The 20,773-nt window shown below is 59.7% G+C and carries 18 protein-coding genes; 4 read left to right on the plus strand and 14 right to left on the minus strand.

Annotation, left to right across the window (positions count from 1 at the left end; translation table 11 throughout):
- Positions 1-9: 9 nt before the first annotated feature.
- The 8 genes from ACYZTK_RS09245 to pcaR all read right to left on the minus strand — a co-directional run bounded on the left by ACYZTK_RS09245 (position 10) and on the right by pcaR (position 8,201).
- On the minus strand, positions 10-1,314 hold the full coding sequence (locus ACYZTK_RS09245; protein WP_462014157.1) for an MFS family transporter: 1,305 nt from the start codon (positions 1,312-1,314) through the stop codon (positions 10-12).
- Between the two features lie 193 nt (positions 1,315-1,507).
- Positions 1,508-2,074 (minus strand): protocatechuate 3,4-dioxygenase subunit alpha, encoded by a 567-nt coding sequence (pcaG, locus tag ACYZTK_RS09250; protein WP_462014158.1) that lies wholly within the window; start codon positions 2,072-2,074, stop codon positions 1,508-1,510.
- A 1-nt stretch (position 2,075) separates the two neighbouring features.
- Entirely contained in the window at positions 2,076-2,780 is a 705-nt protein-coding gene (pcaH, locus tag ACYZTK_RS09255; protein WP_462014159.1) for a protocatechuate 3,4-dioxygenase subunit beta, read from the minus strand.
- A gap of 20 nt (positions 2,781-2,800) precedes the next feature.
- Positions 2,801-4,009 (minus strand): 3-oxoadipyl-CoA thiolase, encoded by a 1,209-nt coding sequence (pcaF, locus tag ACYZTK_RS09260; RefSeq protein ID WP_462014160.1) that lies wholly within the window; start codon positions 4,007-4,009, stop codon positions 2,801-2,803.
- Positions 4,006-4,785, minus strand: coding sequence for a CoA-transferase subunit beta (locus tag ACYZTK_RS09265; protein ID WP_462014161.1), 780 nt, complete (start codon positions 4,783-4,785; stop codon positions 4,006-4,008). Before ACYZTK_RS09265 ends, pcaF begins: the two co-directional genes overlap by 4 nt.
- Positions 4,785-5,642, minus strand: a complete 858-nt coding sequence (locus ACYZTK_RS09270) for a CoA transferase subunit A (RefSeq protein ID WP_462014162.1) — start codon at positions 5,640-5,642, stop codon at positions 4,785-4,787. Before ACYZTK_RS09270 ends, ACYZTK_RS09265 begins: the two co-directional genes overlap by 1 nt.
- 229 nt (positions 5,643-5,871) lie before the next feature.
- Positions 5,872-7,218 carry an aromatic acid/H+ symport family MFS transporter gene (locus tag ACYZTK_RS09275; RefSeq protein ID WP_462014163.1) on the minus strand — a complete coding sequence of 449 codons (1,347 nt, stop codon included), beginning with the start codon at positions 7,216-7,218 and terminating at the stop codon, positions 5,872-5,874.
- Between the two features lie 140 nt (positions 7,219-7,358).
- A complete protein-coding gene (gene pcaR, locus ACYZTK_RS09280) occupies positions 7,359-8,201 on the minus strand; it encodes a pca regulon transcriptional regulator PcaR (protein WP_462014164.1) in 843 nt (280 codons plus the stop codon).
- Between the two features lie 647 nt (positions 8,202-8,848).
- On the opposite strand from pcaR, the gene ACYZTK_RS09285 reads away from it, so the two are divergent.
- Together ACYZTK_RS09285 and ACYZTK_RS09290 are read left to right on the plus strand one after the other, a co-directional pair.
- Complete coding sequence (locus ACYZTK_RS09285; RefSeq protein ID WP_007903846.1) at positions 8,849-9,049, plus strand: hypothetical protein; 201 nt, start codon at positions 8,849-8,851, stop codon at positions 9,047-9,049.
- Between the two features lie 376 nt (positions 9,050-9,425).
- Positions 9,426-10,901 (plus strand): inorganic phosphate transporter, encoded by a 1,476-nt coding sequence (locus ACYZTK_RS09290; protein WP_462014165.1) that lies wholly within the window; start codon positions 9,426-9,428, stop codon positions 10,899-10,901.
- Between the two features lie 284 nt (positions 10,902-11,185).
- Here ACYZTK_RS09290 and ccoM read toward each other — a convergent pair whose 3' ends face one another.
- The 3 genes from ccoM to ACYZTK_RS09305 form a co-directional block, all read right to left on the minus strand.
- Positions 11,186-11,302, minus strand: a complete 117-nt coding sequence (ccoM, locus tag ACYZTK_RS09295; protein ID WP_015634423.1) for a cytochrome c oxidase subunit CcoM — start codon at positions 11,300-11,302, stop codon at positions 11,186-11,188.
- A gap of 144 nt (positions 11,303-11,446) precedes the next feature.
- Positions 11,447-11,608 carry a hypothetical protein gene (locus ACYZTK_RS09300; RefSeq protein ID WP_462014166.1) on the minus strand — a complete coding sequence of 54 codons (162 nt, stop codon included), beginning with the start codon at positions 11,606-11,608 and terminating at the stop codon, positions 11,447-11,449.
- 94 nt (positions 11,609-11,702) lie between these two features.
- A complete protein-coding gene (locus ACYZTK_RS09305; RefSeq protein ID WP_462014167.1) occupies positions 11,703-12,044 on the minus strand; it encodes an aspartate-semialdehyde dehydrogenase in 342 nt (113 codons plus the stop codon).
- Between the two features lie 264 nt (positions 12,045-12,308).
- Here ACYZTK_RS09305 and rapA point away from each other — a divergent pair, with 264 nt between their 5' ends.
- Positions 12,309-15,155, plus strand: a complete 2,847-nt coding sequence (gene rapA, locus ACYZTK_RS09310; RefSeq protein ID WP_462014168.1) for an RNA polymerase-associated protein RapA — start codon at positions 12,309-12,311, stop codon at positions 15,153-15,155.
- 163 nt (positions 15,156-15,318) lie between these two features.
- Here the strand turns inward: rapA and ACYZTK_RS09315 are convergent, their stop codons facing one another.
- On the minus strand, positions 15,319-16,668 hold the full coding sequence (locus ACYZTK_RS09315) for a spinster family MFS transporter (RefSeq protein WP_462014169.1): 1,350 nt from the start codon (positions 16,666-16,668) through the stop codon (positions 15,319-15,321).
- A 271-nt stretch (positions 16,669-16,939) separates the two neighbouring features.
- On the opposite strand from ACYZTK_RS09315, the gene ACYZTK_RS09320 reads away from it, so the two are divergent.
- Positions 16,940-19,222, plus strand: a complete 2,283-nt coding sequence (locus ACYZTK_RS09320) for a putative bifunctional diguanylate cyclase/phosphodiesterase (RefSeq protein ID WP_462014170.1) — start codon at positions 16,940-16,942, stop codon at positions 19,220-19,222.
- Here ACYZTK_RS09320 and ACYZTK_RS09325 read toward each other — a convergent pair.
- Together ACYZTK_RS09325 and ACYZTK_RS09330 are read right to left on the minus strand one after the other, a co-directional pair.
- Positions 19,113-19,964 carry an NAD(P)-dependent oxidoreductase gene (locus tag ACYZTK_RS09325; RefSeq protein WP_462014882.1) on the minus strand — a complete coding sequence of 284 codons (852 nt, stop codon included), beginning with the start codon at positions 19,962-19,964 and terminating at the stop codon, positions 19,113-19,115. The genes ACYZTK_RS09320 and ACYZTK_RS09325 overlap by 110 nt on opposite strands.
- 269 nt (positions 19,965-20,233) lie before the next feature.
- On the minus strand, positions 20,234-20,539 hold the full coding sequence (locus ACYZTK_RS09330; protein ID WP_462014171.1) for a DUF2288 domain-containing protein: 306 nt from the start codon (positions 20,537-20,539) through the stop codon (positions 20,234-20,236).
- Positions 20,540-20,773 lie beyond the last annotated feature (234 nt).

Raw genomic sequence — 20,773 nt, forward strand, 5'->3', positions numbered from 1 at the left:
GGGTAAAAATCAAAGGTCGTGGTGCAGGTATTTCGCCTGTTTCGGCAGGCGCAGGCTGAACAGGAACGCCACCGCCATCATCACCGTCACGTACCAGTAGAAGGAGTTTTCCATGCCTGCGGCCTTGAGGCTCAGCGCCACATACTCGGCCGAACCGCCGAAGATCGCATTCGCTACCGCATACGCCAGGCCAACGCCCAGTGCGCGCACTTCCGGCGGGAACATCTCGGCTTTCACCAGGCCGCTGATGGAGGTGTAGAAACTCACGATCGCCAGCGCCACGGTAATCAACACGAACGCCAGGAACGGACTGCTGACGCTTTTCAGACTGAGCAGAATCGGCACGGTACACAGGGTCCCGAGAGCGCCAAACCAGAGCATCGAATTACGACGGCCGATCTTGTCCGCGAGCATGCCAAACAGCGGCTGCATGCACATGTACAGGAACAGCGCGCCGGTCATGATGTAGCTGGCGGTCTTGGCGTGCATGCCAGCAGTGTTCACCAGGTACTTCTGCATGTACGTGGTAAAGGTGTAGAAAATCAGCGAACCGCCGGCGGTGTAGCCGAGCACGGTAATGAACGCAGCCTTGTGATCACGGAACAGTGCGCGGATGCTGCCGGCGTCCTTGTTCTCGCGCATTTCCTTGCTGCTGGTTTCTTTCAACGAACGACGCAGGAACAGCGAGATCAACGCGGCGGCTGCACCGACCACGAACGGGATCCGCCAGCCGTAGGCGCGCAAGTCGTCTTCCGTGAGAAATTGCTGCAGGACCACCACCAGCGACACCGCCAGCAGTTGTCCGCCAATCAGCGTCACGTACTGGAACGAGGCGAAAAAGCCGCGTTGCCCCTTGAGCGCGATTTCGCTCATGTAGGTGGCAGTCGTGCCGTATTCGCCACCGACCGACAGGCCCTGCAGCAAACGAGCGAACAGCAGCATGATCGGCGCCCAGACGCCAATGTCCTTGTAAGTCGGCAGGCAGGCAATGAGCAAGGAGCCGAAGCACATCATCAGAATCGATATCAGCATCGAATTCTTGCGCCCGTGCTTGTCCGCCACTCGACCGAAAATCCAGCCGCCGATAGGCCGCATCAGGAACCCGGCAGCGAATACGCCTGCGGTGTTAACAAGCTGCACGGTCGGGTTGTCAGACGGGAAAAACGCCGGGGCGAAGTAGATCGCGCAGAAGGCGTAGACGTAGAAATCGAACCATTCGACGAGGTTGCCCGACGAGGCGCCGACAATCGCGAAGATTCTTTTCTTGCGCTCTTCACCGGTGTAGTGCGCTGTAATAGCGGTGGGGGTTGTCATTGGTTTTCACTCTTTGGGGACAGTGACATTCTAGACACACTTTGCAACAGTCCCGTTCCACAGATGCATTCAGCAACACCACGCACCACTGTGGGAGCGGGCTTGCTCGCGAATGCGGTGTGTCAGGCAACTTGATGTCGGCTGACACGACGCCTTCGCGAGCAAGCCCGCTCCCACAGGGTCTGTGGTGGTCTCAGTAATCGAAGAACACTGTCTCCGCCTCAGTCCCCTGCAGAATCACATTCCACTGATACACACCCGTCGCATCCGGCTTCGCCAGCAAAGTACTGCGACGCTCGGCCGGCACACACTCCAACAGCGGGTCCGCGACATTCGCCGGCTCGCCATCAAAGTAAATCCGAGTCAGTAAATGCTTCACCAGCCCGCGAGCAAACACCAGTACCACCAGATGCGGCGCCTGGGTCGAGCCCTGCAGCCCGGGCACGGTACCCGGCTTGATCGTGGTAAAACGGAAGCGCCCTTCTGCGTCGACCGGCACCCGACCAAATCCTTCGAAGTTCGGATCCAGGGCTTTAGCCTGGTCATCTTCAGGATGATCGTACTTGCCAGCCGCATTGGCCTGCCAGATTTCCAGCATGGCGTCGTTGACGAAGTCGCCATTGCCGTCCACCACTTGCCCGGTGATCGCCACGCGCTCGCCCAGGGTTTGCTCGACGGTGAGGTTTTCGCGGTTCAGCCAGGTCAGGCCGATGTGGTAATAGGGTCCGACGGTGTGGGACGTGGTCGCGTTCAGCGTCATCTTATTTCTCCATCGGCGTGGCTTCACGGCCGCGCAAGACGATGTCCCAGCGATAACCGAGGGCATAGGAAGGAATGGTTTTTTCCAGGTCAAAACTGGCGATCAAACGCTCTTTGGCGCTGGTATCCGGCACGCAGTTGTAGATCGGGTCATACGCCAGCAGCGGGTCGCCCGGGAAGTACATCTGAGTGACCAGGCGCGTCAGGATGCTCGGCCCGAACAGCGAGAAATGGATATGCGCCGGGCGCCAGGCGTTGTGATGGTTACCCCACGGATACGCGCCCGGCTTGATGGTCTGGAACTGGTACCAGCCATCGGCATCGGTCACGGTGCGACCGGTACCGGTAAAGTTCGGGTCCAGTGGCGCGTCGTGCAGGTCGCGCGCATGGTTGTAGCGCCCGGCGGCGTTGGCCTGCCAGATTTCCACCAGGATCCCCGGCACCGGCAAGCCGTCTTCATCCAGCACGCGGCCATGGACGATGATGCGCTCGCCCTGGGGTTCGCCCGCATGCTGGGCGGTCAGATCGTTGTCGCGCTCCTGAATGCGCTCGGCACCAATGGTCGGGCCGGTGATTTCCGACAGCGAATGCGGCAAAAACACCAACGGCTTGGACGGCGCACGCACGTTGGTGGATTGATACTCCGGGTGCAGATATTCCGGCTGAGTGCCCTCTTGCGGGCGGCGGTAACCAGGTTTGTCAGTCATGACGCTTTCCTCTGTTCTTGTTAGCTGACGCGTTCGATCGCCAGGGCCAGGCCCTGGCCAACGCCGACACACATGGTCGCAAGGCCTTTGCTGCCACCCGTTTTTTCCAGCTGATGCAGTGCCGTCAGCACCAGGCGCGCACCGCTCATGCCCAGCGGATGGCCCAATGCAATGGCGCCTCCGTTCGGGTTAACCTGGATCGCGTCATCCGCCAGCCCCAGTTCGCGCAGCACTGCCAGACCCTGGCTGGCGAATGCCTCGTTGAGTTCGATCACGTCGAAGTCGCTGACCGCCAGGCCTAGGCGTTCGGTCAGCTTGCGCACGGCCGGCACCGGGCCGATCCCCATGACCCGCGGGGCGACGCCTGCACTCGACATGCCCAGCACCTTGGCGCGCGGGGTCAAACCGTGTTTTTTCACCGCTTCGGCGGACGCCAGAATCAATGCCGCCGCGCCGTCGTTCACACCTGAAGCATTGCCAGCGGTGACCGTTTTGTCCGGACCGTTGACCGGCTTGAGCCTGGCCAGGGTTTCCAGGGTGGTGTCGCCGCGAGGATGCTCGTCCTGGCTGACCACGGTTTCACCTTTCTTGTGGGCAATGCGCACTTCGACGATTTCTTCGGCGAAATAGCCGGCCGCCTGGGCGGCGGCGGTGCGTTGCTGACTGCGCAAGGCGAACGCGTCCTGATCTTCCCGGGACACTTGGTAATCGTCTGCAACGTTGTCAGCAGTTTGCGGCATTGCATCCACACCGTACTGGGCTTTCATCAACGGGTTGATGAAACGCCAGCCGATGGTGGTGTCTTCCAGCTTCATGTTGCGCGAGAACGCCGCATCGGCCTTGCCCATGACAAATGGCGCCCGGGACATCGACTCGACTCCACCGGCAATTGCCAGCTCCATTTCGCCACTGGCGATGGCGCGGAACGCGGTGCCGATAGCGTCCATACCCGAAGCGCACAGGCGGTTAAGCGTGACGCCCGGAATGCTTTCCGGCAGCCCGGCCAACAACAGGGCCATGCGTGCGACGTTGCGGTTGTCTTCGCCGGCCTGATTGGCGCAGCCGAAGAACACTTCATCCACTGCGCTCCAGTCCACGGATGGATTGCGCTCCATCAGGGCCTTGATCGGCACGGCGGCCAGGTCGTCAGCGCGTACGCCGGACAGGCCACCGCCGAACCGGCCGATGGGGGTGCGAATCGCGTCGCAGATATAAACGTCACGCATCACGCTTCTCCGGGTGCTTGGCCGTGGGCGGCGGCGGTGCGGGCTTCCAGATCCCTGAGTGCCTTGAGCTCGACGTCGGTCGGCTCGGCAGTATGTTCAACCGCGTCGGCAAAACGAATCGCCCAGCCAGTAGCCGCGACTACTTGCTCGCGGGTCACGCCTGGGTGCAAGGCGGTGACCACGAACTCATGGGTATCGGCTTCCGGCTCCATGATGCACAGGTCGGTAATGATGCCGACAGGACCTGCGCCCGGCAGGCCCAGGCGTTTACGCGAATCGCCGCCTTCGCCATGGCCTACCGAAGTAATGAAGTCCAGTTTGTCGACAAACGAACGCGCCGACTGCTTGAGGATGATCAGCACGCTCTTGGCCGAGCCGGCGATTTCCGGAGCGCCGCCGGCACCCGGCAGGCGGACCTTTGGCGAGTGGTAGTCGCCGACCACGGTGGTGTTGATGTTGCCGAAGCGGTCTACCTGGGCAGCGCCGAGGAAGCCGACGTCGATGCGCCCGCCCTGCAGCCAGTAGCGAAAGATCTCACCGGTCGGGACGACCGTGTCAGCGGTTTCCGCCAGTTCGCCATCACCAATCGACAGCGGCAGCACACTCGGCTTGGCGCCGATCGGGCCGGATTCGTAGATCAGCACGACGTCGGGCGAAGAAGTCAGGCGCGCCAGGTTCGCGGCTTTCGATGGCAGGCCGATGCCGACGAAACATACCGAACCGTTTTTCAGGCGGCGAGCGGCAGCGACGGTCATCATTTCATTGGTGGTGTAAGTCATTACTTGGCCTCCGAAGCAGCGGCCAGCTTGGCCTGGAACTCGCTGAAGTCAGCGCTACCGTGGATGTATTCGTTGATCCACGCGGTGAAGGTTTCACGGTCACGGGCGATCGGATCCCAGGCCTGGTAGAAGCGGTTGTCACGCTCGTTGTACCCGTGGGCGTAGGACGGATGCGCGCCACCGGGCACGTGGCAGACCGCGCTCAACGCCCAGGTCGGCAATACACAGGAGTTCATCGGCGCGTTGAGATCATCGACGATTTCTTCAACGGTGACGATGCAACGCTTGGCCGCCAGCGCCGCTTCTTTCTGCACGCCAAGAATGCCCCAGAGCAACACGTTGCCCTTGCGATCGGCCTTCTGCGCGTGGATCACGGCGATGTCCGGGCGCACCGAAGGCACCGCCGCCAGCACTTCGCCGGTGAACGGGCAAGTGACGGTCTTGATCAGCGGGTTGACCTTGGGCAGGTCGGAACCGGCGTAGGCGCGCAGTACCGCGAATGGTAGCCCGGAGGCGCCGGCGACGTAGGCATTGGCCAGGTCGGCGTGGCTGTGTTCTTCGATTTCCAGCGGGTGTGGCCACTGCTTCTCGACGGCGTCACGCAGACGGTGCAGCGAACCGACACCCGGGTTGCCGCCCCAGGAGAAAATCAACTTGCGCGCGCAGCCGGCTCCGATCAACTGGTCGTAGATCAGGTCAGGCGTCATCCGTACCAGAGTCAGGTCTTTCTTGCCCTGGCGAATGATTTCATGACCCGCAGCCGTGGGGATCAGGTGAGTAAAGCCTTCGAGTGCGACGGTATCGCCATCATTCACGAATTGCTTCACCGCGTCGTGCAGCGAAAGGATTTCAGCCATGGGGCAGGCTCCCGTTTTGTTATGAACCGACAGTGGAAGGACAAGGCGCGATGCGTAGCGCCGGAATGCCTGAAGAGTAAGCCGCAGGAACTTGCCAAACAATCCGATAATCGACTGAGTGTTCGATTATCGAACATATTGTTGTTTGGCTATCGTTCTGTGTCGCTCGCAAAAGATCGTCCGAAGGCTCGGGCCGCGTTCGGACGATCTTTGCGGGCGTCAACCCGGATCAGGTTGCATCCGCATGACTGACCATGCCCTTGATCACCACCGCCGTGGTCGCCAGCGCCGCCGGTATCACCAGCGCCGTCAGTACCTGCTCGAAGTTCCAGCCCAGGCCCAGCAACGTCGCCCCCATCCATGCGCCGAGAATCGCGCCGAAGCGACCAATCCCCAGCATCCACGAGACGCCGGTCGCCCGCCCCTGGGTCGGATAAAACCGCGCCGCCAGCGATGGCATCGCCGACTGCGCGCCGTTGACGCACATGCCGGCCACCAGCACCAGGGTTGCCAACAGCGTGATGTTGCCCAGGCTCTGCCCCACTGCGTAGGCAAACACCCCGGCCAGCAGGTAGAAAATGCCGATGACCTTGTGCGGGTTGAAGCGATCCATCGCCCAGCCCACGCCCACGGCACTCAGCACTCCACCAAACTGGAACAACGCGCCGATAAAGGCCGCCTGCTCCATGCTGGCGCCACTGTCACGCATCAGCGTCGGCAACCAACTGGTCAGCAGATAGACAATCACCAGGCCCATGAAATAAGTCAGCCACAGCAGTAACGTGCCGGTGCTGTAGGTGCCGGAGAAGATCACCGCGAACACGTTGCGTGCCTTTACGGTTTTTTGCTCCGGTACACTGAAGCTTGAAGCCTGGGCCACGACTACCGGATCAATCGGCGCCAGGGTCTTGCGCACTTTATCTGTGCCGCGATTGCGCACCACCAGGTAGCGCGCCGATTCCGGCAGCCAGAACAGCAGGACCACGGCGAGGATCAACGGCAGGATCCCGCCTATTAATAGCAGGCTGTGCCAGCCGAACATTGGAATCAGCTTGGCCGAGATAAACCCGCCGCCGGCCATGCCGAGGTTGAAGCCGCAGAACATGCTGGTCACCAGCAGTGATTTTTTGCGTTCCGGGGTGTATTCCGACAGCAATGTGGTGGCGTTCGGCATCCCGGCACCCAGGCCCAGGCCGGTGAGGAAGCGCAATACCAGTAGTTGGTCGACGTTGGTGCTGTAGGCCGACGCCAGGCTGAAGGCCCCGAACAACAGGACCGCACCGACCAGCACCACTTTGCGCCCGAAACGATCAGCCAGTGGGCCGGAGCCCAAGGCGCCGAACACCATGCCGATCAGCGCGGCACTCATCACCGGCCCGAGGCTGGCGCGATCGATGCCCCAGTCCTGGGACAAGGCCGGCGCGATGAAGCCCATCGCCGCCGTGTCGAGACCATCGAGAAACACAATCAGAAAGCAGAGAATCACCACCCGCCACTGGTAGCGCGAAATGGGTTGGGCATTGATGAAGGACTGCACGTCGAGGCAGTTTCCTACAGCAGACTGAGGCTGATTCATTATTTTTATTCCGCAAGATCGCAGTCGAACACGTGCCAGCCTGTTGCTGGCGCTGCGGCGACATTAATGATCCTGGGGAAACAGCGTCAATTCGATAAACGCGAGTTTGTGCGTTTATCGAACATATTAGCGAGTCGGCACTAAGCGAACAGCTGGCTGCTGAGGTCGCGGCTGGCGCTGAGCAGCCCAGGCAGGAAGCGCTGTTCGAGTTCGTTGCGGCTGACCCGGCCGGCGTGAGTGCTGACGTTCAGCGCCGCCACCACTTGCCCGGAGGCGTCATAGACAGGAACGGCAATCGAGCGCAGGCCCTGTTCAAGTTCCTGGTCGACGATGCACCAGCCCTGCTGCCGCACTTCCTGCAGGCATTCGAGCAAGGCTTCGGGGGTGTGCAGGGTGCGGCTGGTCTTGGCCTGCAACTCCGCATGGTCGAGATACTCACGCAGCGAGGTATCGTCCAGCGCCGCCAGCAGGATGCGGCCCATGGATGTGCAATAGGCGGGAAGGCGCCCGCCTACCGAAAGGTCGACGGAGATCAGCCGCTGGGTAGTGGCCGAGCGCGCGATATAGAGAATGTCGTCACCTTCCAGGGTGGCCATGTTGCAGGCCTCGTGCAGCTGTTCGCTCATGCGGTCCAGATACGGCTGGGCCGAGACCGCCAGCGGGGTTGACGACACATAGGCATGGCCGAGCGTCAGGACCTTGGGCAGCAGTGAATAGGTGCGACCGTCCGTGGTGGCGTAGCCAAGCTTGATCAGCGTGTGCAGGCAACGCCGTACTGCGGCGCGGGGGATCTCCGTGCGGTGGCTGATCTGGGCGATGGTCAGGTGACGCTTGCGCTCCTGGAACGCCTGCACCACAGCCAGGCCGCGGGCGAGCGAAGTCATGAAATCCGGGTCACCGGTCAGCGCCTGGATGCGTTTCGCGGGCGACGCGACGATCGGTGGCGCCACCGAAGCGAAGGAATTGCGCATTTCATCATTCATCTCAGGTCCTTTCCCAACACCAATCGGCTGTCATTACAGGCGGGTCCGCAATGGCGCACAAGGCGCGCCAGTCGACACTGGGCGATTATCGAAGCATTATCCGATTATCGCAAACCCCTGATGCCCGACCGCTTGAGGACCCCCCTTGAGACTTTAGGAAACGGGACTTCCGTGCAACTTAAGGTTTGCGAGAACTTGTCTGTCATACTGGCGTCAGAAAGACAGCGTCACAAAATACATACCCTGAATGGCCTAGTTCAGGGTAAGACTTGTGAGTTACCAAACTTTCTTCGGTCAACATCTTGTTTTAACTGTTTGGAGATAGTGTTCTTCGAAACGACCGCTATAATAGAATTCAATGGCGACCTGGCTGCTCATCTGCCGGGTCCACCATTGGGTGGCGCAATGTCCCATTGTCGCTGCCAGCAGCAAGCGCCTGCCGCTGATCATTCGATGCTACGCCAACGCGCTCGCTGTAACAGGAGACTGATGCTACGTCAGCTGTTTATCTCTGGTGCCGTGGCCGCCTGCAACATGTATTGAGTGCGTCTCGCAATTGAAACCCTTCCGGGTCATCGGCGAGTGCGGTCAATACCGCCGTGCAGTGCGTTTCACCAGAATTAATCTCAACTCATACAGGTAGCACTGTGACGAAAGACGAACTGCGCGCGGAACTTGAGCGCCAGGAACAACGTTACAAGGAAGTTTACGGCGGGGAAGTCACCACCTACGCCGCTCAGCCCGAACCGGAACGTAAACCCTGGCGTAAACGCGCCACCGTTCAGGATCAGGCATTCAGCCAGGAACTGCAGAAGATGGAAAAGGAGCTCAAAGCCGAAGAGCCTTGAAGGGCGAGGCTTTGTTTGCTTCAAGGGTCTGGATGCTGGCCTGCTAAAAGTGGGTTGTATAGATGATGCCTTCGCGCCCGCTACGAGCGGGCAGCGGCAGCCTTGCTCACCGGCTGAGGTAAAAAGATCATTTCCGACCCACTTCTCAGAAATTTCCCACAAACGTTCAAGCCTCTACAGTTTGTGCGAGAAAATCCCGTGGGCGCAGGCTTTGCCTTTAAATTCAACAGCCTGCAAAACCGCTCAAGGCACCATCGGCCAGGCGGGGCACGCAAACTAATTCGTTGAAGAATGTTACCAATGAGCAGCTAGTGCATCGATTTCCATCCTTTTCTGGCATAATCGCGCCCCCTTACGACCGGGTCAGAAAACCTTCATGATCGATTTATTCAGCGGACTGGATGCTTGGGTTCTTGTGAGCCTGTTGCTCGCCCTGGCCTTTGTCCTCGCCTTCGAGTTCATCAACGGCTTTCATGACACCGCTAACGCGGTGGCCACCGTTATCTACACCAAAGCCATGCCGCCCCATCTGGCGGTGTTCTTTTCCGGTGTGTTCAACTTTCTCGGCGTGCTGCTGGGCGGTGTCGGCGTGGCGTATGCCATCGTCCACCTGCTTCCGGTAGAGCTGCTGATCAATGTGAACACCGGTCACGGACTGGCCATGGTGTTCTCGCTGCTTGCTGCGGCCATCACCTGGAACCTCGGCACCTGGTACTTCGGTATCCCGGCTTCCAGCTCCCACACGCTGATCGGTTCGATCCTCGGTGTCGGCCTGGCCAACGCCCTGATCAACGATATTCCGTTGGCAGACGGCGTGAACTGGCAGAAAGCGATCGACATCGCCGCCTCCCTGGTCTTCTCGCCGATGGCCGGGTTCCTGATCGCCGCGCTGATCCTGATCGGCCTGAAATGGTGGCGCCCGCTGTCGAAGATGCACAAGACGCCGGAACAGCGCCGCAAGATCGACGACAAGAAGCACCCGCCGTTCTGGAACCGCCTGGTGCTGGTGATTTCGGCCATGGCTGTGAGTTTTGTGCACGGCTCCAACGATGGCCAGAAAGGTATCGGCCTGATCATGCTGGTACTGATCGGAATCGTGCCTGCGCAGTTCGTGCTCGACCTGGGCAGCACCACTTACCAGATCGAACGGACTCGCGATGCGACCCTGCACTTGAGCCAGTTCTACAAGCGCAACGCCGATACCCTGGGCGAGTTCCTGGCCCTGGGCAAAAGCGTGGAAGGTGATCTGCCGGAGAAATTCCGTTGCAACCCGCAACAGACCGAACCGACTATCACCGCCCTGCTCGGCACCCTTAAAGGTGTCTCCGACTACCACTCGTTGCCGTCGGACAGCCGCATAGAAGTACGTCGCTACTTGCTCTGCCTGGATGACACAGCGAAAAAAGTCAGCAAGCTGCCCGGCCTCGATGCCCGTGAAAAAGCCGACCTGGACAAGCTGCGCAAAGACCTGACCACCACCACCGAATACGCCCCGTTCTGGGTTATTCTGGCGGTCGCCCTGGCCCTCGGCCTGGGCACCATGGTTGGCTGGAAACGCGTAGTACTGACCATCGGTGAGAAAATCGGCAAGCAGGGCATGACCTACTCCCAGGGCATGTCGGCGCAGATCACCACGGCGAGCCTGATCGGCATGGCGAACATCTTCAGCCTGCCGGTTTCCACCACCCACGTACTGTCCTCGGGCGTGGCCGGCACCATGGTCGCGAACAAAAGCGGCCTGCAAGGCGGCACGGTTAAAACCATCCTGCTGGCTTGGGTGCTGACCTTGCCTGCAACAGTGAGCCTCTCGGCCGGTCTGTTCTGGCTGGCGTCGAAGGCGCTGGGGAGCTGATACACAGCGGCACAAAAAAGGCGCGTTCCGTGAGGTTCGCGCCTTTTTAATGCCTGCAGAAAACACCACAAAGACCACAATCACCATAAATCCTGTGGGAGCCGAGCTTGCTCGCGATAGCGGTCTAGCAGTCAATGCAGATGTTGAACGCAATGCACCCATCGCGAGCAAGCTCGGCTCCCACACAAGCTCGGCTCCTACAGGTGTTGGTGTTTTGCGAGCAAAAAAAAAGGGCAACCGAAGTTGCCCAAAATGCCTTGCGTGCTCATTGCTTCCAGAAAGAACTACGGTTTTTTCCGCTTGTTCGCATCCTTCCAGATAAAAAATCCAAACCCTGCAAAAAACAGAACCATGAGGCCGACTGTCAGCACTCCGGCGATCACCACGTTGTCGAAAAACATGACTGGCCTCCTGCACTTGCCCTGTTGCGATAGGGCTAAGTTAACCAATCAGGCGGGGCAGAGAATTGACCAGGATCAATGTTGCCCGAGACCGGGCGTAAAGGAGGGGGGGAAAACTGACCTGCATCAATCGATGCAGGGGATTCAGCGCTTTTTCGGTTTGTTCTTCGGCTTTTTCTTTGGTTTGCCCAACGGCATGGCCTGCTCGAATGCGTTGCGCACTTCAATAAGGCGCTTTTCATTGAGGTCATGAACTCGCTTGGCGCGTTCAGTGGTGAGATCGATCAGCTTGTCGTCCTGGCTCATGTCTTAATACATCGCGTCGTTCAAGGGTGCTGCGTTTGCACGCATGGTTGCACCAATAATGGCGCCTGATGACGGCGCTGACCAGCCGCAGGCTTCAAATCTCGATATCGACCCACAAACCCTGCCGAGGCTCGTCCTCGATCAAAGGGACTACCGGCACGGTATTGTCCGCGTTCAGCTCGTAGCCCGGAATCGGCAGATGCTGATCAGGATCGCCTTCGACTTCACGCCGACGCTTTTCCCGCTGCTGCTGACGACGTTGCTCCTCACGCAGCTGAAAAGCCGCCTCTTCGGGGTTGCGCTGTTGCAAGTCGATCGTGCTTTCACTGGGGGTTTGCTGCACCGGGGCCACAGGCGTAATGTCCGGGCGCGGGCGGACCGGATCCTGCTGTGAGGTGATCGGCACGGCACTCAGGGGGAGCATCGGTGGCAGCATGATTTTGTTCTCCTGTCAGCAGGCTGTCGGCTGCGGGGATCGCGACTTGAGCCAGCGCACGCAAACTGTGACCCGGTTGGCACTTGTGCGGTTGCGGCGGGCGTTGGGGTACTAGACTGTCATTTATCGGACAACGCTTATCCCGGGTGTTCCGCCAGGATCAAAAGATCGCAGCCTGCGGTAGCTCCTACGCGCGTTATTCTTTGGCCTGGGGCCCTCATTCCGTTAAGATAGCCCGCTTTTTCAAGGTGGGAGTCAGGCAGCATGGCGCAGCAGTATCAACCGGGGCAACGCTGGATTAGTGACAGCGAAGCCGAGCTGGGTTTAGGCACCGTTCTGGCACAGGACGGCCGCTTGTTGACCGTGCTCTATCCGGCCACTGGCGACACCCGCCAGTACGCGCTACGGAATGCGCCCCTCACCCGCGTGAGGTTTTCCCCGGGTGACTCGATCACTCACTTCGAAGGCTGGAAACTGACTGTTCGCGAAGTCGACGATGTCGACGGCCTGCTCGTCTACCACGGCCTCAACGCGCAGAACGAAGTCGTTACGCTGCCGGAAACCCAGCTGTCGAACTTTATCCAGTTCCGTCTGGCGAGCGACCGTCTGTTCGCCGGGCAGATCGACCCGCTGGCCTGGTTCTCCCTGCGTTACCACACCCTGGAACACACCAGCCGCCAGCTGCAGTCGTCGCTCTGGGGGCTCGGCGGCGTTCGCGCGCAGCCGATCGCGCACCAGTTGCACATTGCCCGTGAAGTCGCCGACCGCATCGCGCCCCGGGTTCTGCTGGCCGACGAAGTGGGCCTGGGTAAAACCATCGAAGCCGGCCTGGTGATCCATCGCCAATTGCTGTCGGGCCGCGCCAGCCGCGTGCTGATCCTGGTTCCGGAAAACCTCCAGCACCAGTGGCTCGTGGAAATGCGCCGCCGTTTCAACCTGCAGGTCGCGCTGTTCGACGAAGAACGTTTTATCGAAAGCGATGCTACCAATCCGTTCGAAGACACCCAGCTGGCGCTGGTTGCCCTTGAATGGCTGGTCGACGACGAAAAAGCCCAGGACGCACTCTTTGCTGCCGGCTGGGATATGCTGGTGGTCGACGAAGCCCACCACCTGGTATGGCATGAAGAAAAAGCCAGCCCCGAGTACTCGCTGGTCGAGCAACTTGCGGAAGTCATCCCCGGCGTCCTGCTGCTGACCGCGACTCCTGAACAGCTTGGCCAGGACAGCCACTTCGCACGCCTGCGCCTGCTCGATCCAAACCGTTTCCATGACCTGCACGCCTTCCGCGCCGAGAGCGAAAACTATCGCCCGGTGGCCGAAGCCGTTCAGGAGCTGCTGGACAAGGGACGCCTGTCGCCTGCGGCGCACAAAACCATCCATGGTTTCCTCGGCAATGAAGGCGAGGCGCTGTTGACCGCAGTCAACGACGGCGACACCGAAGCCAGCGCGCGTCTGGTACGCGAACTACTGGACCGCCATGGCACCGGCCGCGTGCTGTTCCGTAATACCCGCGCCGCCGTGCAGGGTTTCCCGGAACGTAAGCTGCACCCGTATCCCCTGCCGTGCCCGGACGAATACCTCGAATTGCCGCTGGGCGATCACGCCGAGCTGTACCCGGAAGTGAGCTTTCAGGCCCAGCCGGACGCCAATGAAGAAGAGCGCTGGTGGAAATTCGACCCACGGGTCGAGTGGCTGATCGATCAGCTGAAAATGCTCAAGCGCACCAAGGTCCTGGTGATCTGCGCCCACGCTGAAACCGCAATGGACCTGGAAGACGCCTTGCGCGTGCGCTCCGGCATTCCGGCGACCGTGTTCCACGAAGGCATGAACATTCTTGAGCGTGACCGCGCCGCTGCCTACTTTGCCGACGAGGAGTTTGGCGCGCAGGTGCTGATCTGCTCGGAAATCGGCAGTGAAGGCCGCAACTTCCAGTTCTCGCACCACCTGGTGCTGTTCGACCTGCCCGCTCACCCGGACTTGCTGGAGCAGCGTATCGGTCGTCTGGACCGTATCGGCCAGAAGCACATCATTGAGCTGCACGTGCCGTACCTGGAAACCAGCCCGCAAGAACGGCTGTTCCAGTGGTACCACGAAGCGCTCAACGCGTTTCTCAATACCTGCCCGACCGGTAATGCCCTGCAGCATCGCTTTGGCCCACGCCTGCTGCCACTGCTGGAAAATGCCGACGACGGCGAGTGGCAAGCGCTGATCGACGAAGCCCGCACCGAGCGTGAGCGTCTGGAAGCCGAGCTGCACACTGGCCGTGACCGCCTGCTCGAGCTCAATTCCGGCGGCGCTGGCGAAGGCGATGCACTGGTTGAGGCGATTCTTGAGCAGGATGATCAGTTCGCCCTGCCGATCTATATGGAAACCCTGTTCGACGCCTTCGGTATCGACAGCGAAGACCATTCGGAAAACGCGCTGATCCTCAAGCCGAGTGAAAAAATGCTCGACGCCAGCTTCCCGCTGGGCGACGACGAAGGCGTGACCATCACCTATGACCGTAACCAGGCGCTGTCTCGCGAAGACATGCAGTTCATTACCTGGGAGCACCCGATGGTTCAGGGTGGCATGGACCTGGTGCTGTCCGGTTCCATGGGCAACACCGCCGTGGCGCTGATCAAGAACAAGGCGCTGAAACCTGGCACCGTGTTGCTCGAACTGCTCTACGTCAGCGAGGTGGTAGCACCGCGTTCACTGCAATTGGGCCGTTACCTGCCGCCGGCAGCCCTGCGCTGCCTGCTCGATGCCAATGGCAACGACCTGTCGGCCCGTGTCGCGTTCGAAACCCTCAACGACCAGCTCGAAAGCGTGCCTCGCGCCAGCGCCAACAAGTTCATCCAGGCTCAGCGTGACCAGCTGACGCCGCGGATCAACGCCGGCGAAGAGAAGATCTTCCCGCGCCATGCCGAACGTGTTGCAGAGGCTCAGCGTCGCCTGGCCGCCGATACCGACGAAGAACTGGCGCGTTTGACTGCCCTGCAAGCGGTCAACCCGACCGTGCGTGACAGCGAACTGGTTGCCTTGCGCAAACAACGCGAGCAAGGCCTTGCCATGCTCGACAAGGCTGCGTTGCGACTGGAAGCGATTCGGGTGTTGGTGGCGGGTTAAGTCTGCCCTGCTCTACCGGTAAAACAAAAAGGCCCGCAGAGATGCGGGCCTTTTTTTATGCTTGATTATTGCAGTGATGCTGATGGCCTCATCGCGAGCAGGCTCACTCCTACATTGGGTTCACACCCCCCCCCTGTAGGAGTGAGCCTGCTCGCGATGGCGATTAAGCAGTCGCCGCCGAAATCCCAGGCTCAACCACGGCCACCAACCCATCCTTCATCCGCTGCGCATCCCTTACAAAACACCGCGAAGCCATGAACAGAAACACCATGGTCAAGAACAACGCGACCGGAATCAGGAACATCGCGTCATGCAGGCCCACCGCCTTGAACGCCTCGGTCATCTGCTCGGTACCCGTCGCCAGCATCGCCGTATGAGCAAAGTGATCGGACAGCCCGCCCACGACCACCGGCCCCAAACCGCCACCCAACAGGTACAACCCGGCAAAAAACAACGCCATGGCCGTCGCTCGCAGGCGGGGTTCAACCACGTCCTGAATGGCGGTATAGACGCAGGTATAGAAGTTATAGGCAAACAGCCAACCGAGGCTGAACACCGCGACAAACAGGCCGATCTCGATCCGCCCGGCGTGCAAGGCCCAGGCGGTGCAGACGGTCGCGACAATCATGCTGAACGCGGCAAACAACAGCCGCCCATTAGCGACTCGCTGATGAATCTTGTCGGCGACCAGCCCGCCCAGGGTCAGGCCGAACAATCCAGTGACCCCCACGATCACCCCGGTCGCCACTGCCGCTTCATGCAAGGGCATCAGGAAGTAACGCTGCAGCATCGGCACCAGGAAGGAATTGCAGGCATAAGTGGCGAAGTTGAAGCACAACCCGGCCATCACCAGCCACAGGAAGGTCGGTACCGCCAGCACGCGGCGAATCGGCCGATCCACGCGTTCCTGGGACACCTGCACGCTTTCCGCCGCGCCGCGCTTGGGTTCCTTGATGAAAAACATGAACACCGCCAGCACCAACCCCGGCACTGCAGCAATGAAGAACGGCGCGCGCCAGCTGTCGAAGGTCTTGACCATCCAGCCGATGGTAAAGAATGCCAGCAACAGGCCAAGAGGCAGGCCGAGCATGAAAATCCCCATGGCCCGTGCACGACGGTGGGCCGGGAACAGATCGCCGATCAACGAATTGGCGGCGGGCGCATAACTGGCTTCGCCTATGCCAACCCCCATTCGCACAATCAGGAAGGTCCAGAAACTGCCGACCAGGCCATTGACCGCAGTCAGTCCACTCCAGACGGCCAGCCCCCAGCCCATCAACTTGGCCCGCGACCCGGTATCGGCCATACGCCCCAGGGGCAGTCCGGCGATCGCGTAGACAATGGTGAATGCCGTACCAATGATCCCCAACTGAAAATCGCTCAAGTGCCATTCCATGCGGATAGGCTCAATGATGATGGCCGGGATGGTGCGATCGAAGAAGTTGAACAGGTTGGCCAGGAACAACAGGAACAGAATGCGCCAGGCATTCGCCGCTTGGGTCGAGTTCTGCATGCTTCCGTCTCTTTTATTGTTATGGGGCTTCACTGCCCCCGGAACATGCAATCTAGTCACGCCTGCCCAAGCTGTCTGTAATTATTCGTTAAGCTGATATGTCGCCATGAAAAGCTGAAAAAACATTATTTCCAAACGTTCTAACGTCAATTCCAAATTGGTTGACGCCAAATTGCCACTATCTCTTGCGCTTCCACCATGCGCTCTATACTCCAACGCAATGCGCCAGCTTTAACAGCGGCAGCCAGGACGACGAAAAACGGGAAATGCTATGGAATGGCTTGGGTTGCCTTTCATCACCGGCCTACCAGATAGCGGACAGGTAATCCTGAGTTGCACCCACAATCCGTTCCTCGTGTTGCTGGCTTATCTGGTCGCCTGCGTCGGCAGCTTCGCCACGCTGGACATGGCCGAACGTGTTGATCATGCCGAAAAACCAGAATCACAACGCCTCTGGCGGTTAGTCGGAACTGCGTGTCTGGCAGGTGGCATCTGGGCGATGCACTTCATTGGCATGCTGGCGTTTGAAGCGCCTATCGAGATTCATTACGCCCTGCCCATCACTCTCGTTTCCCTGTTAATCGCCCTGCTGGCCTCCTGGTTGGTGATGCAAACGCTCAGCCAGGCGCAACAAACCCTATGGCGTTATGTAAAAGCCTCGGTGTGCATCGGCCTGGGCATCTCGGCCATGCATTACGTCGGCATGGGCGCCATGCATTCGAAGGCCGCCGCGTATTTCGACCCGACGCTCTTCACACTGTCCATAGTAATTGCCATGCTGGCCGGGTTGACGGCCCTGTTAATTGCCCGGCATCTGCGCAGCAGCACCGGGTTGACTCATCAGCTTAAGAAATACAGCGCCAGTCTGATACTCGGCGCCGGTCTCTTCAGCATGCACTTCACCGGCATGGCTGCGTTTAACCTGGTGATGCCCGCAGGCAGCGTGTTGACGCCGCCAGGCGACAACGATCACCTGCAATTGGGCCTCACCCTGGCCGTCATGACCCTGCTGATCATCGGCAGCAGCATCAGCGCGGCGCTGGCCGACAAGAAGCTGCAATACAAGGAACACGACCTGCAACGGGTCAATGCCCTGCTCAGCCAACTGGATCAGGCACGCATGTCGCTGCAGCAAGTGGCGCACTACGACGCCCTGACCAACCTGATAAACCGCCGTGGTTTTAATCAGATCTTCGCCGAGAAACTCATCGAGAAAACCAACGAAGGCGGCATGCTCGCGGTGATGTTTCTCGACATCGACCACTTCAAGCGCATCAACGACAGCCTTGGCCATGACGCCGGCGATGAATTGCTCAAGGTACTGGCCAATCACATCAGGGGGTCGGTACGGGGCCATGAAGATGTGGTGGCGCGTTTTGGTGGCGACGAGTTCTGCATCCTTATCGGCGTGCATGAACGGGAGGAAGCGCGGCAGATGGCGCAACGCATCATGCTGAAGATGAAAGAACCCATTGAGTTGTCCGGACGGCGCATGGTGATGACCACCAGTATTGGCATCAGCGTGTTCCCCGAAGATGGCAGAACCTGCGAGGAGCTGTTGAAAAACGCCGACCTGGCGCTCTACCAGTCCAAGGGCAATGGCCGCAACGGCTTGAATTTCTTCAGCGCCAATCTGAAGACCCGCGCCACCCTGGAGCTGCAGTTGGAAGAAGAACTGCGCCATGCCTTGCGCGAGAACAGCGGCCTGATGCTCTATTACCAGCCGATCTTCGACCTCAAGACCGGCCTGGTGACCAAGCTCGAGGCCCTGGTGCGCTGGCAGCATCCGGTGCACGGCCTGCTCGCCCCGGATCGGTTCATCGCCATCGCCGAAGCCAACGGACTGATTGCGGAACTCGACAATTGGGTGCTGCGCAAAGCCTGCGAAGATTTGGGCGAATTGTCGCGCCAGGGCTGCGAAGCACTGAAGATTGCAGTCAACTGTTCGCCCCTGAACCTGGCGCGCGAGGAACTCGCCGATGAAATCGAACAGGCGCTGCGGGTTGCCGGGGTGGCACCGCAACGGCTGGAACTGGAAGTGACGGAAAATGCGCTGATGGGCAACATCGTCAACACCCTGGTGTTACTGCGCCAGATTCGCGCGCTCGGCGTATCGCTGTCGATCGACGACTTCGGCACCGGGTATTCATCCCTGGCCTATCTCAAGCGCCTGCCACTCAACACCTTAAAGATCGATCGCTCATTTATCCAGGATATCCCGCAGTCCACCCAGGACATGGAGATCGTTCAGGCGATCATTGTCATGGCCCACACCCTGCATTTGCAGGTCGTTACCGAAGGCGTCGAGACGCTGGAGCAGTACGAATTCCTGGAACGTTACGACTGCGATTTTGTGCAGGGCTACCTGCTCAGCCGTCCGGTTCCGCTGGATGAATTGCGCCCTGTACTCAACGAAATCAACCAGCGCAAGTACTCCAGGTCGGTCAATCCTTCGATTCAGGCTCGCGGTACATCTGCACAAACGTCGACGGATCCTTTTCCAGGAAGCCCTTACTCCCGTGCAACCGCATTAATTGCGCGGCCAGTGCGCTGATGGGTGTCGCTGAACCCTGCTCGCGGGAAAATTTCACGGCGGTGTCGAGATCCTTGAGCAACGTGCGAACATGCCATTTCACAGGCTCAAAACGGCTGTCAGCCATTTGCGGCGCGAGGATCTGCAATGGTTTTGAATCGGCGAAACCACCGGCCAGCGCTTCGGCAATCAGGCTGGCATCAACGCCGGACCGCTCGGCCAGGGCCACGACCTCGGCGATCACCAGAGCATTGCAGGCGACGATCATCTGGTTGCAGGCCTTGGTCACCTGTCCCGCACCGACGGCGCCCATGTGGGTCACTCGCTGACCGACGCTCAGTAACGCTGGCCTGACTCGCTCAAGATCTGCCACAGCGCCTCCGACCATGATCGCCAGCGTGCCGGCTTCAGCGCCCACCACGCCCCCGGACACCGGAGCGTCCAGCCAATGCATGCCGGTTGTTGCTGCGAGCGCCGCGGCCATTTCCCGGGTTGCAGCCGGCTCCAGGCTGGAAAAGTCCACCAGCAACTGCGTGCTTTTCGCCCCTTGCGCGATGCCCCCTGCACCAAACACCACCTCGCGTACCACTGCGGTATCCGCCAGGCACAGCATCACCACATCCGCTTGGGCACACAGCTCGGCCGGAGTCGCGACCTGTCGCGCACCGGCCTCGACCAATGGTGCGCACTTGTCCGAATTGCGATTCCATACGGTCAATGGAAATCCCGCGGCCAGCAATCGTTGGCACATTGGCAAGCCCATCAAGCCAATTCCGGCAAATCCCAGCGAAGGTAAAGTGACCACGGTCTGGTTTTCCTCTGAATGAACACGGGTTGATAAAATAAGGCGCGTGCGAGCATCAATTCGAAACACTTAAACAGACCGATGACAGGGTACTCAACTGTTCCCGTTACGCGCACGTCACCCTGACTCATCGTTCGTTGTGGCCTTTCTCCACGGCAACATGCCATCACGCTACGCGCCTACACACTTTCAACTGATGCTTGAGCGCACCAATAGAGTGCGACAACTTATTCCGCCGCCCTTTCCTGGATCAGAATCCACGGCGAAACCACTACTGCCCACAGCTGCGGATCACGCTCGAAAAGATCCAGCGCCCGCGATTCAGAGAGCTTGGCGAGTTTGTCAGCGGCCAGCCAGGCAGCCACTTTCTCACCTTCGTCAGTGGCCACGGCTTCGGCTGCGACGATCAAATCCAGCTCAGGGTCGACCCATAACAGGGCACCCCTGGCGAAGAACGGTTCCAGCTCCTTCCAGGTAATAGATGCAGTCTCACCAAGCAGCTTGGCATAGAGGGTGCTAGGTTCTTGATTCATGGGTTCTGTCCGGAAAAGAAATCGACGGGAATGATAAACGTCCATGGACCGGCAGCAAAACCCGGATGCAAATTGCTTCACCGATTGAAAACCGCAGGAAAGCCAAGGAATGCAGGTGAATCAAGCTATTAGCCAGCTAACATCCCGCCGCTATTCTGTATTTTTCTTTCAATAAAGCGACACCCTCTGGTTTTGCCCCCCGGCGCTGCCTTCCCAGGCTGTCAATCGGCGCTC

Source organism: Pseudomonas sp. LB3P31 (genome assembly GCF_054897945.1).

Excerpts from the sequence above, each read along its gene's own strand:
- ACYZTK_RS09315 (WP_462014169.1), bottom strand. The coding sequence starts at position 16,668 with ATGCAGAACTCGACCCAAGCGGCGAATGCCTGGCGCATTCTGTTCCTG.
- ACYZTK_RS09325 (WP_462014882.1), bottom strand. The coding sequence starts at position 19,964 with ATGGGCTTGCCAATGTGCCAACGATTGCTGGCCGCGGGATTTCCATTG.
- ACYZTK_RS09300 (WP_462014166.1), bottom strand. The coding sequence starts at position 11,608 with ATGAGCCAGGACGACAAGCTGATCGATCTCACCACTGAACGCGCCAAG.
- ACYZTK_RS09245 (WP_462014157.1), bottom strand. The coding sequence starts at position 1,314 with ATGACAACCCCCACCGCTATTACAGCGCACTACACCGGTGAAGAGCGC.
- pcaG (WP_462014158.1), bottom strand. The coding sequence starts at position 2,074 with ATGACGCTGAACGCGACCACGTCCCACACCGTCGGACCCTATTACCAC.
- ACYZTK_RS09320 (WP_462014170.1), top strand. The coding sequence starts at position 16,940 with ATGGAATGGCTTGGGTTGCCTTTCATCACCGGCCTACCAGATAGCGGA.
- ccoM (WP_015634423.1), bottom strand. The coding sequence starts at position 11,302 with ATGTTTTTCGACAACGTGGTGATCGCCGGAGTGCTGACAGTCGGCCTC.
- ACYZTK_RS09305 (WP_462014167.1), bottom strand. The coding sequence starts at position 12,044 with ATGCTGCCACCGATGCTCCCCCTGAGTGCCGTGCCGATCACCTCACAG.
- rapA (WP_462014168.1), top strand. The coding sequence starts at position 12,309 with ATGGCGCAGCAGTATCAACCGGGGCAACGCTGGATTAGTGACAGCGAA.
- ACYZTK_RS09290 (WP_462014165.1), top strand. The coding sequence starts at position 9,426 with ATGATCGATTTATTCAGCGGACTGGATGCTTGGGTTCTTGTGAGCCTG.
- pcaR (WP_462014164.1), bottom strand. The coding sequence starts at position 8,201 with ATGAATGATGAAATGCGCAATTCCTTCGCTTCGGTGGCGCCACCGATC.
- pcaH (WP_462014159.1), bottom strand. The coding sequence starts at position 2,780 with ATGACTGACAAACCTGGTTACCGCCGCCCGCAAGAGGGCACTCAGCCG.
- ACYZTK_RS09270 (WP_462014162.1), bottom strand. The coding sequence starts at position 5,642 with ATGGCTGAAATCCTTTCGCTGCACGACGCGGTGAAGCAATTCGTGAAT.
- ACYZTK_RS09275 (WP_462014163.1), bottom strand. The coding sequence starts at position 7,218 with ATGAATCAGCCTCAGTCTGCTGTAGGAAACTGCCTCGACGTGCAGTCC.
- ACYZTK_RS09265 (WP_462014161.1), bottom strand. The coding sequence starts at position 4,785 with ATGACTTACACCACCAATGAAATGATGACCGTCGCTGCCGCTCGCCGC.
- ACYZTK_RS09330 (WP_462014171.1), bottom strand. The coding sequence starts at position 20,539 with ATGAATCAAGAACCTAGCACCCTCTATGCCAAGCTGCTTGGTGAGACT.